This is a genomic window from Microterricola viridarii, assembly GCF_900104895.1.
In the GTDB taxonomy this organism is placed as follows: Bacteria; Actinomycetota; Actinomycetes; order Actinomycetales; family Microbacteriaceae; genus Microterricola; species Microterricola viridarii.
Window position 1 is genome coordinate 2,016,252 of record NZ_LT629742.1, and the last position, 14,804, is coordinate 2,031,055.

Below are 14,804 nucleotides of genomic sequence, written 5' to 3' on the forward strand. Positions count from 1 at the left end.
GAAATGGGCGATTGGCGCAGCGGTAGCGCGCTTCCCTGACACGGAAGAGGTCACTGGTTCGATCCCAGTATCGCCCACCACGCATCGCAGGAGCGTGTGGCAGCAACACAATGCGGATGTGGCGCAGTGGTAGCGCATCACCTTGCCAAGGTGAGGGTCGCGAGTTCGAATCTCGTCATCCGCTCAGAAACGCAGCAGGCCCGTCAGAGAAATCTGGCGGGCCTTTTTCGCGCCCGCGGCACAGCCCAGGCGGCATTTGACCGCGTCCGACGGCGCTAAAGTTGATGAGTCCGCGAATTCGCGGGCATCAATCAATTTTTGGGAGTGGATGAAGGTGGCTGACGGCTTCGAGCTTTTCACCGACCGGTCCGTTGTCGCGATGCGCGTCAACGGTGAGCTGAAAGACCTCGCCACGCAGACTACGACCACCGACGTCGTCGAACCGGTGACGATCGACTCCCCTGACGGCCTCAGCATCCTGCGCCACTCGGCGGCCCACGTGCTCGCCCAGGCCGTGCAGTCGATCAACCCGGAGGCCAAGCTCGGCATCGGCCCGCCCGTCACCGACGGCTTCTACTACGACTTCGACGTCGCAGAGCCGTTCAGCACGGCCGACTTCAAGGGCATCGAGAAGGCCATGAGCCGCATCATCCGCCAGGGCCAGCGCTTCGTGCGCCGCGTCGTGACCGAAGATGAGGCCCGCGCCGAACTCGCCGACGAGCCGTACAAGCTCGAGCTCATCGGGCTCAAGGGCGGTTCGGATGCCGGTGCGGACAACGAGAACGTCGAGGTCGGCGGCGCCGAACTCACGATCTACGACAACGTCGACCCGAAGACGGGGGAGACGGTCTGGAAGGACCTCTGCCGCGGCCCGCACCTGCCGAGCACCCGTCTGATCGGCGAGGGGCACGCTCTCATGCGCGTCGCCGCCGCCTACTGGCGCGGCTCCGAGAAGAACAAGCAGCTGCAGCGCATCTTCGGCACGGCCTGGCCGAGCAAGGACGAGCTGCGCGCGTACAAGGAGCGCCTTGAGGAGGCCGCCAAGCGCGACCACCGCAAGCTCGGCGCAGAGCTCGACCTCTTCAGCTTCCCCGAGGAGCTCGGCAGCGGCCTGCCCGTCTTCCACCCCAAGGGCGGCATCATCCGCGCCGAGATGGAGAACTACTCGCGCTCCCGACACGTTGAGGAGGGCTACTCCTTCGTCAACACGCCGCACATCACCAAGGGCAAGCTCTACGAGGTCTCCGGGCACCTCGACTGGTACCGCGACGGCATGTTCCCCCCGATGCACATCGACGCCGAGATCGCCGAGGACGGCACTGTGCACCGCGAGGGCCAGGACTACTACCTGAAGCCCATGAACTGCCCGATGCACAACCTGATCTACCGCTCCAGCGCGCGCTCCTACCGCGACCTGCCGCTGCGCCTGTTCGAGTTCGGCAGCGTCTACCGCTACGAGAAGTCCGGCGTCGTGCACGGCCTCACCCGGGTGCGCGGCATGACCCAGGACGATGCCCACATCTACACGACGCGCGAGAAGATGCGCGAGGAGCTCACCGGCACCCTGAACTTCGTGCTCAGCCTGCTCAAGGACTACGGCCTCGACGACTTCTACCTCGAGCTCTCCACCAAGGACCCGGAGAAGTTCGTCGGCAGCGATGATGCCTGGGAAGAGGCCACGGCCACGCTGGCCGAGGTGGCCGCGGAATCCGGCCTCGAGCTCGTCGCCGACCCGGGCGGAGCCGCCTTCTACGGCCCCAAGATCTCGGTGCAGGCGCGCGACGCCATCGGCCGCACCTGGCAGATGTCCACGATCCAGCTGGACTTCAACCTGCCGGAGCGCTTCGACCTCGAGTACACCGCCCCCGACGGCAGCCGCCAGCGCCCGGTGATGATCCACCGCGCCCTGTTCGGCTCGATCGAGCGCTTCTTCGGCGTGCTCACCGAGCACTACGCCGGCGCGTTCCCGGTCTGGCTCTCCCCGGTGCAGGTCGTCGGCATCCCCGTCGCCGAGCAGTACGCCGACTACCTGGGCGACGTCATCGACCAGCTCAAGAAGGCCGGCGTCCGTGCCGAGCTCGACCTCTCCGACGAGCGCATGCAGAAGAAGATCCGCAACCACACCATGGCCAAGGTCCCCTTCCAGCTCATCGTCGGCGAGGAGGACCGCGCCAACGGCAGCGTCAGCTTCCGCTTCCGCGATGGCACGCAGGAGAACGGCGTGCCCGTGGCCGACGCCATCGCCCGCATCACGAACGCCATCACGACCCGTGCCCAGGTCACCTCGCAGGGACAGATCTAAATGACGGATCCAGGGGCGCCGGCCGGCGCGGTACCGGTGGAGAACTCCAGCGAGTTCGCCGCCGCGCCCGATGCCTTCCAGCGCCTCTGGACCCCGCACCGCATGGTGTACATCCAGGGTGGGCAGCAGCCGGCCGAGCACGAGTGCCCGTTCTGCGTCGCGCCGAAGCTGGACGATGAGAAGTCGCTGATCGTCGCCCGCGGCACCCACGCCTACGCGCTGCTCAACCTCTACCCGTACAACAGTGGCCACCTGCTGGTCTGCCCGTACCGCCACATCGCGACGTACGACCAGGCCACGCCGGAGGAGGTCGCCGAGATCGGCGAGCTCACCCAGATCGCCATGCGGGTCATCACCGAGGTCTCGCACTGCGACGGCTTCAACCTCGGCATGAACCAGGGCAAGGTCGCCGGCGCCGGCATCGCGGCCCACCTGCACCAGCACATCGTGCCGCGCTGGGAGACCGACGCGAACTTCTTCCCCATCATCGCCGGCACCAAGGCGCTGCCGCGCCTGCTCGGCGACGTCCGCCAGGAGATCGCGGAGGCGTGGCCGAAGGCCTGACCGCCGCCCGAATCTGGCGCCTGCGCTAGAGTCGGCGGATGCCTCGCCGCCCAGCACCGCTGACAGCCCTGCTCGTCGCGCTGCTCTGGGTGGCCAGCGACGCCGTCGCCCAGTTGGGCCTGGCGACGTCGGACCTGGTGCTGCGCACCCTCGTGCGCGCCGTCGCGCCCGACACCATGACAGTCGCCGTGGCCGCGCCCTGGCCGCAGGGTGCGCTGGCGGGCGCGGTCTGGGCGGCCGCCGTCGCCTGCGCCTACCTGCTGGTGCAGGGCCTGCTCCACCCCGATCGCAGCCGCAGCGGCTTCGCCGCCGGCTGGTTCGCCGTCATCGCGGCCGGGGCGCTCGTGCAGGGCGTGCTCGCCGTCGGCCTGGCCGCGATGGGCTGGCTCGACCCGAGTGCGCGCGCCGCGTTCTCGGTCGAGCCGGTGCAGGCCGCCGCCTACTGGGGCCTCGTCTGGGGCTGGCTGCCGGCGCTCCTGCACGCCCGCCTGCAGGCCCGGCGCCCGCGCGCCGCACGGCGCCCCGCCACGGCCGCCGTGGCCGCCCCGGCCGTGGCCGTGGCGCTCGCGCTGGTCGCCCTCCTCGCCCTGGTCCCGGCCGGCGAGGACGCATGGCACCGCGCCCTGGCCGCGGAGGAACCGGCCCCGGAGCCGGTGCCCACGGGCACGCCCGTGCCGGAGATCGCCCCGGGCGAGTGGCAGCTGGACCCGGAATGGTGCACGGAGAACCAACTGAGCCTAGCTGCATCCGAACCCGACGCCGCCGCGGGAAGCCGGGGGATGAGCGTCGTCGCGACGAACGTGAGCCAGGCCCCGTGCGTGCTCGACGGATACCCCGACGTGGCCTTCAGCGATCAGGAGACCGGCCTCGTCGACGTCCGGATCCAGCACGGCTCGTCCATGGGCGGCACGGATGTCGGCCCGGTGCGCCTGCTGCTGGGCCCCGAGGAGCAGGCGGTCGCCTCGATCGCGTGGCGGGCGATGCCCACGGACGGGCTGGCCACGGCCGACTGGCTGCACCTGGCGCCCTACCACGGCGGACTCCGCGAAATGCTGGCGTTCTGCAGCGACGTGACGGGCGGCGAGGTCGTCGTCGGGGCGTGGCGCAGCGCGACATGAGGCGGCAGCCGTCATGGCGCGCAACCACCCACGGCCACGGAATAGGATTGGGCCATGACTGAGAGCACTTCTACCGAGCAGTTCGGCTCCAGCCGCGTCAAGCGCGGCCTCGCCGACATGCTCAAGGGCGGCGTCATCATGGACGTCGTCACCGCAGAGCAGGCCCGTATCGCAGAGGACGCCGGCGCTGTCGCCGTTATGGCCCTCGAGCGCGTTCCCGCCGACATCCGTTCGCAGGGCGGTGTTGCCCGCATGAGCGACCCCGACCTGATTGAGGCAATCAAGGCCGAGGTGTCCATCCCCGTGATGGCCAAGGCCCGCATCGGCCACTTCGTCGAGGCTCAGGTGCTGCAGGCACTCGAGGTCGACTACATCGACGAGTCCGAGGTGCTGAGCCCGGCCGACTACGTCAACCACATCGACAAGTGGGGCTACAACGTTCCCTTCGTCTGTGGCGCGACCAACCTCGGTGAGGCCCTGCGCCGCATCAACGAGGGCGCGGCGATGATCCGCTCCAAGGGCGAGGCCGGCACCGGCGACGTCTCTGAGGCGACCAAGCACATCCGCAAGATCAAGAGCGAGATCGCCCAGCTCAGCTCGATGAGCAAGGACGAGCTCTACGTCGCCGCCAAGGAACTGCAGGCTCCGTACGCGCTCGTCGCAGAGATCGCCGAGACCGGCAAGCTCCCCGTCGTGCTGTTCACCGCCGGTGGCGTCGCCACCCCGGCCGACGCCGCGATGATGATGCAGCTCGGCGCAGACGGCGTGTTCGTCGGCTCCGGCATCTTCAAGTCGGGCAACCCGGCGCAGCGCGCGGCGGCCGTCGTCAAGGCCACCACCTTCTACGACGACCCCGCGGTCATCGCCGAGGTGTCGCGCGGACTCGGTGAGGCCATGGTCGGCATCAACGTGTCCGACCTCGCCGCACCGCACCGCCTCGCAGAGCGCGGCTGGTAACGCAGCACGATGACAGTTGGCGTTCTCGCCCTCCAGGGTGATTTCCGTGAGCACGCAGACGTGCTCCGCACCCTGGGGGCGGACGTCATCCACGTTCGCCGTCCGGAGGAACTGGCCGTCGTCGACGGACTCGTGATCCCGGGCGGCGAGTCCAGTGTGATGGACAAGCTGGCCCGCTCCTTCGGCCTGGCCGAGCCGCTGCGCGCGCGCATCCGCTCCGGCCTTCCCGTCTACGGCACCTGCGCCGGGCTGATCATGCTCGCCGACAGCGTGCTCGACGCGATCGTCGGGCAGGAGAGCCTCGGCGGCCTCGACGTCGTCGTGCGCCGCAACGCCTTCGGCTCGCAGACGCAGTCCTTCGAGACGGACCTCGACATCCCGGCCCTCGGCGCTGACCCGGTGCACGCCGTCTTCATCCGCGGCCCCGTCGTCGAGTCCGTCGGTCCGGCCGCGACCGCCCTGGCGACGCTGGCCGACGGCCGCGTCGTCGCCGTGGAGCAGGGCAACCTGCTCGGCACCAGCTTCCACCCGGAGATCACGGGGGAGCACCGCTTCCACGAGTACTTCCTGTCCAAGGTGCGCGCCCGTACACTCGCGGCATGACCACCAGCGGCATGACCACACCCGGAGCGACCCGCTACGTCGCGCTGCTCCGCGGCGTGAACGTCGGCGGCGTCACCATCAAGTCCGCAGACCTCGCCGAGCTGTTCCGCTCGCTCGGCTTCGCGAATGTGAAGACGGTGCTGGCCAGCGGCAACGTCGTGTTCGACGCCGACTCCGATCCCGCGGATGCCGGGGCGACCGCCGCGCTCAAGGCCCGCATCGAGCAGGCCCTCGCCGAGCGCTTCGGCTACGACGCCTGGATCGTGCTCGAGACCCTGGAGCGCGTGCACCAGGTCATCGACGGCTTCCCGTTCGACGCGCAGCGGGAGGGCTGGCATCCGTATGTCCTGTTCAGCTCCTCGGCCGGCTCCCTCACCGAGCTGCTCGAGGCCGCCCCCGGCCTCGACCCCGCCGACGAGAGCGTCGTCGCCGGCGACGGGGTGCTCTACTGGCACTGCCGGCGCGCCGTCGGCATCGACAGCCCGTTCAGCAAACTCGCCGCGCGCACCCGCTTTCGCAGCACAACCACCAACCGAAACCTCCGCACCCTGCAGAAACTCGCCTAGGCCCCCACTGTCCTAGACTGGTCAAGCAGATTTCAGCGAGCACACTCAGGAGACTCATGTCCGGGCATTCCAAATGGGCAACGACCAAGCACAAGAAGGCCATCACCGACTCGCGCCGGGCGAAGGCCTTCGCCAAGCTGATCAAGAACATCGAGGTCGCCGCCAAGATGGGCGGTGCGGACCTCTCGGGCAACCCGACCCTCGTCGACGCCATCCAGAAGGCCAAGAAGACCTCGGTCCCCAACGACAACATCGACCGCGCCGTCAAGCGCGGCGCCGGCCTCAGCGGTGAGTCGGTCGAGTACACGACGATCATGTACGAGGGCTACGCACCCAACGGCGTCGCCATGCTGATCGAGTGCCTCACCGACAACAAGAACCGCGCGGCCGCCGAGGTGCGCACCGCGGTCAGCCGCAACGGCGGCACCATGGGCGACCCGGGCAGCGTGGCGTACAACTTCCACCGCAAGGGCGTCATCGTCGTCTCCAAGACCGACGACCTCACCGAGGACACCATCCTGGACGCCGTGCTCGACGCCGGCGCAGAGGAGGTCACCGACGAGGGCGAGACCTTCGAGATCATCACCGATCCGAGCGACATGGTCGCGGCCCGCGTCGCCCTGCAGGAGGCCGGCATCGACTACGACTCCGCCGACTCCGCCTTCGTGCCGACGCTGAAGATCGAGATCGACGCCGAGACCGCGACCAAGGTGTTCCGCCTGATCGACGCCCTCGAGGACCTCGACGACGTGCAGAACATCTACACCAACTTCGACCTGACCCCCGAGGTCCAGGCGGAACTCGAGGCGCAGTAACACCATGGCCGTGCGTGTGCTCGGCATCGACCCCGGCCTCACCCGCTGCGGTGTCGGCGTCGTCGATGTCGAGCCCAACCGCACGGCCAGGCTCGTCGATGTGACCGTCATCCGGTCCTCGCCGGACGAGCCGATCGAGAAGCGCCTGCTCACCGTCGCCACCGGTCTGATCGAGCTGCTGGACCGCCACCAGCCGCACGCCGTGGCGATCGAGCGCGTCTTCGCCCAGCACAACGTGAGCACCGTGATGGGCGTCGCCCAGATCAGCGGCGTCGCCCTCTTCCTCTCCGCCCAGCGCGGCCTGGCCGTCGGCATGCACACGCCGAGCGAGGTGAAGGCCTCCATCACCGGCTACGGCTCGGCCGACAAGGCCCAGGTGGGGGCGATGGTCACCCGCATCCTCAAGCTCAGCGAGCTGCCGAAGCCGGCGGATGCCGCCGACGCCCTCGCCATCGCGATCTGCCATGCCTGGCGCACGGGCGTCAGCGGCGGCACCCTGCCGAGCGCGGCCGGCGCCCGGGCCTCGGGTCTCACCCCCGCGCAGAAGGCCTGGCGCGCCGCGGAGGCCGGCACCCGCATGTCGGCGGCGCCCCGTGGTCTGAAGGCCCCGTAGTCTGAAGCGGTGATCTCTTCCGTTCGTGGCCTCGTGCTCTCCGCCCTCGGGTCAACCGTCATCATCGAGGTCGGGGGAGTCGGCCTCGCCGTCAACGTCACCCCGGCCACCGCACTCGCGGCCCGCATCGGGCAGGAGCTGCGCCTGCACACCACCCTGGTGGTGCGCGAGGACGCCCTCACCCTCTACGGCTTCGACAGCCCCGACGAGCTGGCCGTCTTCGAGCTGCTCACCGGCGTCACCGGCGTCGGCCCCAAGTCGGGCCTCGGCGTGCTCGCCGTGCTCAGCCCGGACCAGGTGGCCCGGGCGGTCGCGGATGACGACGACGCGGCATTCCGGAAGGTCAGCGGCATCGGGCCCAAGACCGCGAAGCTCATCGTGCTCTCGCTCACCGGCAAGCTCGCCGTGACCGCCGCCAGCGCCCCCGCACTGGGCCGGCTCGCGCCGGCCGGCGTCGGCGAGAGCGTGCTGGCCGCACTGGTCGGCCTCGGCTGGTCGGAGAAGGTGGCCGCGCCCGTCGTCGAGCAGACGCTGGCCGAGGCCGGCGACGCCGACAAGGGCTCCGTCGCCGTGCTGCTCCGCCTCGCCCTCGGCAAGCTCGGGCCCGCCCAGCACACGATCGGCGGCCGCGCGTGAGCTTCGACGACACGCCCGCGGAGCTGCTGGCCCCCGAACTGGAGTCGGAGACCGAGCTCGCCTTCGAGGGCGCCCTCCGCCCGTCCTCCCTGGCCGAGTTCGTCGGCCAGGTCAAGGTGCGCGGCCAGCTGCAACTGCTGCTCACCGCCGCGACCATGCAGGGCCGCACCCCCGACCACATCCTCTTCGCCGGCCCGCCCGGCCTCGGCAAGACGACGCTGGCCATGATCGTCGCGCACGAGGGCAACCGGCCGCTGCGCATGGCCAGCGGCCCGGCCATCCAGCACGCCGGCGACCTCGCCGCCGTGCTCAGCTCGCTCGTCCCCGGCGAGGTCCTCTTCATCGACGAGATCCACCGGATGGCGCGCTCCGCCGAGGAGATGCTCTACCTGGCGATGGAGGACTTCCGCATCGACATCATGGTGGGCAAGGGCGCCGGCGCCACCTCCGTGCCGCTCGAGCTGGCCCCGTTCACCCTCGTCGGTGCCACCACCCGGGCCGGGCTGCTGCCGAACCCGCTGCGCGACCGCTTCGGCTTCACCGCCCACCTCGAGTTCTACGGCGACGAGGAGCTGGAGCGGGTGCTCAGCCGGGCCGCCGCCCTGCTCGGGCTGGACATCGACAAGGCGGCGATCGCCGAGATCGCCGGCCGCTGCCGCGGCACCCCGCGGATTGCCAACCGGCTGCTGCGCCGCGTGCGCGACTATGCGCTGGTGTACTCGACCGGGACGGGCACGGCCGATGTGCACGCCGTGCGGGCGGCCCTCGAGCTCTACGACGTCGACGCGCTCGGCCTGGACCGGCTGGACCGGGCGGTCATGGAGATCATCCTCAGCCGCTTCGACGGCGGGCCGGTCGGGCTGAACACCCTCGCCGTCTCGGTGGGGGAGGAGGCCGAGACGATCGAGGCCGTTGTCGAGCCATTTCTGGTTCGCATCGGACTGTTAACGCGCACCCCGCGGGGACGCGTGGCGACGGCCGCCGCCTGGCAACACTTCGGCATGCAGCCGGCTGCGGCCCGCTCCATGCAAGATGACCTATAATTCAAGCTGGCTCACCAAGTGCCGCCCTCGACTGAGGCGGGCGTACAGCCGCAAATCGGAAGGTTTTCCAACTTTATGGATCCGTTGACAATGATCATGCTCGCCGTTCTCGCGGTGCTCATCTTCTTCATGTTCCGCAACAGCCGCAAGCGCCAGAAGGATGCAGCTCAGCTGCAGACCCAGGTCGTTCCCGGTGCCAAGGTCATGACCAACTCCGGTTTGTTCGGAACGATCCTGTCGATTGACGACGAGGAGAACGAGGTCCTCCTCGAGTCCACCCCCGGCACCGTTCTGGCCCTGCACCGCCAGACCATCGCCCGCGTGGTCACTCCGGTCGAGGCCGTTGCCACCGCAGAGAGCGTCGTCGACGAGGCCGCTCCGGAGTTCGGTGAGCGCATCGAGGACGCCGGCACCGATTCCGGCGACGTCGACGGTTCCGCCGACAAGAAGTCGAACGACTAAATAGTCCGTTTTCCGTGCCCACGCCAATGATGGCGTGGGCACGAACGTAGAAAGCTGAGTTCCGCGGTGGCAAAGTCGACCCCGGTCAAGAAAGCCTGGCGTAGCCTCTCCTGGCTCGCCGTCATCATTGTTGGCCTGTTTGCCATCAACGCAGCAGGCGTGATGTGGGGCGGTGGATCGTGGACGCCGAAGCTCGCACTCGACCTCGAGGGCGGAACGCAGATTATTCTCGCCCCGAAGACCGAGAGCGGCCAGACTGTCTCGCAGGAGCAGCTTGACCAGGCGGTGACGATCATTCGCCAGCGCGTGGACGCCTCCGGCGTCTCCGAGGCGGAGATCAGCACGCAGGGTGGGCAGAACATCGTCGTCGCCATCCCCGGCGAGCTCGACGATGAGACCCGCAACCGCATCCAGTCCTCCTCGAAGCTCGAGCTGCGGCCCGTCCTCGTCGCGGGAACCCCCACGGACCAGTCCGTCGGTGGAGACACCGCGACCCCCGAGCCCAGCGCAGAGCCGACCCCCGCGGCCACCCCGAGCGTCACGCCGAGCAACGGCAGCGACCTCGCCTGGGTGACCCCGGAGCTGCAGGCCCAGTTCGAGACCTTCGACTGCGCCTCCACCGAGGCAGACACAGCCAACGCGGCGCCCGCCGACCAGCCGCTCATCACCTGTGACGACACCGGCACAGTCAAGTACATCCTCGGCCCGGTCGAGGTCGAGGGCGCGAACATCTCCGACGCCACCGCCGGCATGGAGACCACCCAGTCCGGTGCCAGCACCGGCCGCTGGGTCATCAACCTCGTCTTCGACGGCCAGGGCACCAAGGACTTCGCCGAGGTCAGCACTCGCCTCTTCGGCCTGAAGTCGACGCCGCCGCTGGACCAGTTCGCCTTCGTGCTCGACGGCCAGGTGCTCTCCGCCCCGCAGATGAACGGCATCATCACCGACGGCCGCCCGTCCATCTCCGGAAACTTCACGGAGGCCAGCGCCAAGGCCCTCGCCGACCAGCTCAAGTTCGGCGCCCTGCCGATCAGCTTCACCGTGCAGAGCTCCGAGACGATCTCCGCCACACTCGGCAGCTCGCAGCTGCAGAGCGGAATCATCGCCGGTATCTTCGGTCTGATCCTCGTCATCATCTACACACTGTTCCAGTACCGCCTGCTCGGCATGGTGACGATCGCGTCCCTCGTCGTCGCGGCGATCATGACCTACATCACGATCACGATCCTGTCCTGGACGCAGGGCTACCGGCTGTCCCTGGCCGGTGTCGCCGGTCTGATTGTGGCCATTGGTTTCACCGCGGACTCGTTCATCGTCTACTTCGAGCGTGTGCGCGATGAGCTCCGCGAGGGGCGCATCCTCACCTCGGCCGTCGAGGCCGGCTGGAAGCGCGCCGTGCGGACGATCTTCGCCTCCAAGGCCACCAACCTGCTCGCGGCCGTCGTGCTGTACCTGGTCGCGGTCGGCAGCGTGCGCGGCTTCGCCTTCACCCTCGGTGTGACGACGATCATCGACGTCATCATCGTGATCATGTTCACCCACCCGATGCTGCAGCTGCTCTCGCGCACCAAGTTCTTCTCGAGCGGCCACCCCTGGAGCGGTCTCGACCCGCAGGCGCTCGGCGCCGTCTACCGGGGGCGCGCGGAGTTCCGCAAGCCCGCGGCATCCCTCGACCCGAAGAAGGCCGCGTCCAGCGCCCGCGAGGCAGGCAAGCGCCAGACCATCGCCGAGCGCAAGGCCGCTGAGCTCGCCGCCGCGAGCCACGGCGCCTCCACCGGCGGCGACACCAAGACCACGGAAGGCAAGGAATCCTGATGGCCAACCGCATGGCTACCTTCGGCAACGACCTCTACACCGGCAAGCGCTCCTTCAACTTCGTGGGCAAGCGCAACACCTGGTACATCATCATCGGCGCGCTCGTGCTCGCCGCCATCCTGATCCCGATCGTCAAGGGCGGGTTCAACTTCGGCATCGAGTTCCGCGGCGGCTCGCAGTTCGTCGTCACCAGTGTCGCGGACGCCAGCCAGGAGCCGGCCATCGAGGCCGTCGCCTCCGTGGTCCCCGAGGCCGTCGCCCGTGTCAGCACGGTCGGCGACAGCGGCGTGCGCGTGCAGACCGACCAGCTCACCCAGGAGCAGACCAGCGAGGTCGCCACCGCCCTCGCCGAGGCCTATGACGTGCCGGTGAGCGAGGTCGCATCCTCGTTCATCGGCCCGGTCTGGGGCGCGGACATCACCAGGCAGACGATCCAGGGCCTCATCGTCCTGCTCGTGCTCGCCGCCGTCGGCATGGCGCTCTACTTCCGCACCTGGAAGATGTCGCTGGCCGCCATCGGCGCCCTGCTCGTCGACCTCATCGTCACGGTCGGCATCTACGCCGCCACCGGTTTCGAGATCACGCCGGCCGCGGTCATCGGAATCCTGACGATCCTGGCCTACTCGCTGTACGACACCGTCGTGGTGTTCGACAAGATCCGCGAGAACACGACAGAGGACGCCGTCAAGTCCAAGCACACCTTCGCCGAGTCGACGAACCTCGCCGTCAACCAGACCCTGGTGCGCTCCATCAACACCAGCGTCGTGGCCGCCCTGCCCGTCGCGGCGATCCTGTTCTTCGGCGCGTTCGTGCTCGGCGCAGACACCCTGCGCGACATCTCGCTCGCCCTGTTCATCGGCATCCTCGTCGGCACCTGGTCCACGGTGTTCCTCGCCGCCCCGCTGTACTCGCAGCTGCGCGAGGGCGAGAAGGACGTCGTCAAGCACGACAAGCAGGTGCTCGCGGCCCGCGAGAAGGCCGCGGCCGCTGCAGCCGCCGACGCCGTCACGGCGTAGGCTGACCGAGCGCATGGCACGCAGGGAGGAGATGAGATGATGAGCGATTCCACGTCGTCCACCGCCTCCCTGCGCCGCCTTGTGCCCCGCATCTTCTCGAAGGCCCAGCCGGCCGGCGCCGTCGACACCCTGGTGCGCACGGTGCGCATGCACCACCCCAAGGCCGACCTCGCCGTCATCGAGCGGGCGTACACGGCGGCCGAGCGCGCGCACAGCGGGCAGAAGCGGCGCAGCGGCGAGCCTTACATCACGCACCCGCTGGCCGTCGCCCAGATCTTGGCCGACCTCGGCATCGGCTCCAAGACCGTCGCAGCGGCGCTGCTGCACGACACGGTCGAGGACACCGAGTATACGCTGGAGCAGCTGCGCGCCGACTTCGGCGACGAGATCGCCATGCTCGTCGACGGCGTGACCAAGCTCGACAAGGTCAAGTACGGCGACTCGACGCAGGCCGAGACCGTGCGCAAGATGATCGTGGCGATGTCCAAGGACATCCGCGTGCTCATCATCAAGCTCGCCGACCGCCTGCACAACGCGCGCACCTGGGGCTTCGTGCCCGCGGAATCGGCCGCCCGCAAGGCGACAGAGACGCTCGAGATCTACGCCCCCCTGGCCCACCGACTCGGAATCCAGGCCATCAAGTGGGAGCTGGAAGACCTCTCCTTCGCCGTGCTCTACCCCAAGCTCTACGCCGAGATCGAGTCCCTCGTGCGCCAGCGCACGCCGCAGCGCGAGGAGTTCGTGCAGCAGGTCATCGACGCCGTCAACGAAGACCTGCGCGCCTCCAAGATCCGCGGCCAGGTCGTCGGCCGGCCCAAGCAGTACTACTCCATCTACCAGAAGATGGTGCTGCGCGGTCGCGACTTCGACGAGATCTACGACCTCGTCGGCATCCGCATCCTGGTGAACTCCGTACGCGACTGCTACGCCGTGCTCGGCGCTATCCACGCCCGCTGGACGCCGCTGCCCGGCCGCTTTAAGGACTACATCGCCACCCCCAAGTTCAACCTCTACCAGTCGCTGCACACCACCGTGCTCGGCCCGGAGGGGCGCGCCGTCGAGCTGCAGATCCGCACCCAGGAGATGCACCAGCGCGCCGAGTTCGGCGTCGCAGCGCACTGGAAGTACAAGGAGCAGATGGCCACCGGCAAGGCCGGCAGCTCCGCCCTGCAGAGCGACACCGACATGGCGTGGCTCGCCCACATCTCCGACTGGCAGGCCGAGACGGCCGACCCCGGCGAGTTCCTCGACTCCCTGCGCTACGAGATCGGCGCCAAGGAGGTCTACGTCTTCACGCCCAAGGGGCGCGTCATCGGCCTCCCGGCCGGCGCGACCCCCGTCGACTTCGCGTACGCCGTGCACACCGAGATCGGGCACCGCACCATGGGGTCCAAGGTCAACGGCCGCCTGGTGCCGCTGGAGACCCCGCTGACCACTGGCGATGTCGTCGAGGTGTTCACCTCGAAGAACCCGGACTCCGGGCCCAGCCAGGACTGGCTGAACTTCGTCAAGAGCCCGCGTGCGCGCAACAAGATCCGGCAGTGGTTCACCAAGGAGCGCCGCGACGAGGCCATCGAGCAGGGCCGGGACGCCATCGCCCGCGCCATGCGCAAGCAGAACCTGCCGCTGCAGAAGTTGATGAGCCAGGACTCCTTCGCCGAGGTGGCCGCCCAGATGAAGTACGTCGACGTCTCCGCGCTCTACGCGGCCGTCGGCGAGGGACACGTCTCCACGCAGTCCGTGCTGGAGAAGGTCGTCGCCGCCGTGCAGGCGGTCGACGACTCGGAGGGCCCAGAGCTCTCCCTGCCGGTCAAGGGCCGCACCCAGCAGCTGCGCAGCAGCGACTCCGGCGTGCTCGTGCGCGGGGCGCCGGACATCCTGGTCAAGCTGGCCCGCTGCTGCACCCCGGTGCCGGGTGACGAGATCGTCGGCTTCATCACGCGCGGCTCCGGTGTCTCCGTGCACCAGGCCAACTGCCACAACGTGCAGTCGCTGCTGAACGAGCCGGAGCGGATGATCGAGGTGGCGTGGGCGCCGACCTCCAAGAGCCTGTTCCTGGTGCAGATCCAGATCGAGGCGCTGGACCGGGCCGGGCTGCTCTCCGACGTCACCCGGGTGCTCTCCGAGCACCACGTGAACATCCTCTCCGCCAACGTCTCCACCTCCAGCGACCGGCTGGCGCTCAGCCGCTTCGTCTTCGAGATGGGCGACACCACCCACCTCGACCGCGTGCTGAACGCCGTGCGGCGCATCGACGCCGTCTACGACGTGTACCGCGTCAGCGATGGCTAGAT

Annotated in this window: 14 protein-coding genes and 2 tRNA genes; all 16 read left to right on the forward strand. The window is 68.9% G+C overall.

Features of this window, described 5'->3' with window-relative positions; all coding sequences use genetic code 11:
• Positions 1–5 precede the first annotated feature (5 nt).
• A tRNA-Val gene (locus BLT62_RS09205) sits at positions 6–80 on the forward strand.
• Between the two features lie 32 nt (positions 81–112).
• Positions 113–184, forward strand: a tRNA-Gly gene (locus BLT62_RS09210).
• A 150-nt stretch (positions 185–334) separates the two neighbouring features.
• Positions 335–2,302 (forward strand): threonine--tRNA ligase, encoded by a 1,968-nt coding sequence (gene thrS / locus BLT62_RS09215; RefSeq protein ID WP_407937545.1) that lies wholly within the window; start codon positions 335–337, stop codon positions 2,300–2,302.
• Positions 2,303–2,866 (forward strand): HIT family protein, encoded by a 564-nt coding sequence (locus BLT62_RS09220; protein WP_083363785.1) that lies wholly within the window; start codon positions 2,303–2,305, stop codon positions 2,864–2,866.
• A 38-nt stretch (positions 2,867–2,904) separates the two neighbouring features.
• Entirely contained in the window at positions 2,905–3,984 is a 1,080-nt protein-coding gene (locus tag BLT62_RS09225; RefSeq protein WP_083363786.1) for a DUF4232 domain-containing protein, read from the forward strand.
• Positions 3,985–4,038: 54 nt separating this feature from the next.
• Entirely contained in the window at positions 4,039–4,941 is a 903-nt protein-coding gene (gene pdxS, locus BLT62_RS09230; protein WP_083363787.1) for a pyridoxal 5'-phosphate synthase lyase subunit PdxS, read from the forward strand.
• A 9-nt stretch (positions 4,942–4,950) separates the two neighbouring features.
• Positions 4,951–5,544 carry a pyridoxal 5'-phosphate synthase glutaminase subunit PdxT gene (pdxT, locus tag BLT62_RS09235; protein ID WP_083363788.1) on the forward strand — a complete coding sequence of 198 codons (594 nt, stop codon included), beginning with the start codon at positions 4,951–4,953 and terminating at the stop codon, positions 5,542–5,544.
• The gene (locus tag BLT62_RS09240) at positions 5,541–6,110 is read left to right on the forward strand and encodes a DUF1697 domain-containing protein (protein WP_231919077.1); all 570 of its coding nucleotides are present in this window, start codon (positions 5,541–5,543) and stop codon (positions 6,108–6,110) included. Before pdxT ends, BLT62_RS09240 begins: the two co-directional genes overlap by 4 nt.
• 56 nt (positions 6,111–6,166) lie before the next feature.
• Positions 6,167–6,925, forward strand: a complete 759-nt coding sequence (locus tag BLT62_RS09245; protein ID WP_083363789.1) for a YebC/PmpR family DNA-binding transcriptional regulator — start codon at positions 6,167–6,169, stop codon at positions 6,923–6,925.
• 10 nt (positions 6,926–6,935) lie between these two features.
• Complete coding sequence (gene ruvC / locus BLT62_RS09250) at positions 6,936–7,538, forward strand: crossover junction endodeoxyribonuclease RuvC (protein ID WP_172829773.1); 603 nt, start codon at positions 6,936–6,938, stop codon at positions 7,536–7,538.
• 9 nt (positions 7,539–7,547) lie between these two features.
• A complete protein-coding gene (gene ruvA / locus BLT62_RS09255; RefSeq protein WP_083363791.1) occupies positions 7,548–8,174 on the forward strand; it encodes a Holliday junction branch migration protein RuvA in 627 nt (208 codons plus the stop codon).
• On the forward strand, positions 8,171–9,217 hold the full coding sequence (ruvB, locus tag BLT62_RS09260; RefSeq protein WP_083363792.1) for a Holliday junction branch migration DNA helicase RuvB: 1,047 nt from the start codon (positions 8,171–8,173) through the stop codon (positions 9,215–9,217). The genes ruvA and ruvB overlap by 4 nt, the downstream gene beginning before the upstream one ends.
• A gap of 75 nt (positions 9,218–9,292) precedes the next feature.
• The gene (gene yajC / locus BLT62_RS09265; RefSeq protein WP_083363793.1) at positions 9,293–9,679 is read left to right on the forward strand and encodes a preprotein translocase subunit YajC; all 387 of its coding nucleotides are present in this window, start codon (positions 9,293–9,295) and stop codon (positions 9,677–9,679) included.
• Positions 9,680–9,745: 66 nt separating this feature from the next.
• On the forward strand, positions 9,746–11,494 hold the full coding sequence (secD, locus tag BLT62_RS09270) for a protein translocase subunit SecD (protein ID WP_083363794.1): 1,749 nt from the start codon (positions 9,746–9,748) through the stop codon (positions 11,492–11,494).
• Positions 11,494–12,510 (forward strand): protein translocase subunit SecF, encoded by a 1,017-nt coding sequence (secF, locus tag BLT62_RS09275; protein WP_083363795.1) that lies wholly within the window; start codon positions 11,494–11,496, stop codon positions 12,508–12,510. Before secD ends, secF begins: the two co-directional genes overlap by 1 nt.
• Before the next feature lie 39 nt (positions 12,511–12,549).
• Positions 12,550–14,802 (forward strand): RelA/SpoT family protein, encoded by a 2,253-nt coding sequence (locus BLT62_RS09280; RefSeq protein ID WP_172829676.1) that lies wholly within the window; start codon positions 12,550–12,552, stop codon positions 14,800–14,802.
• Positions 14,803–14,804: the final 2 nt, after the last annotated feature.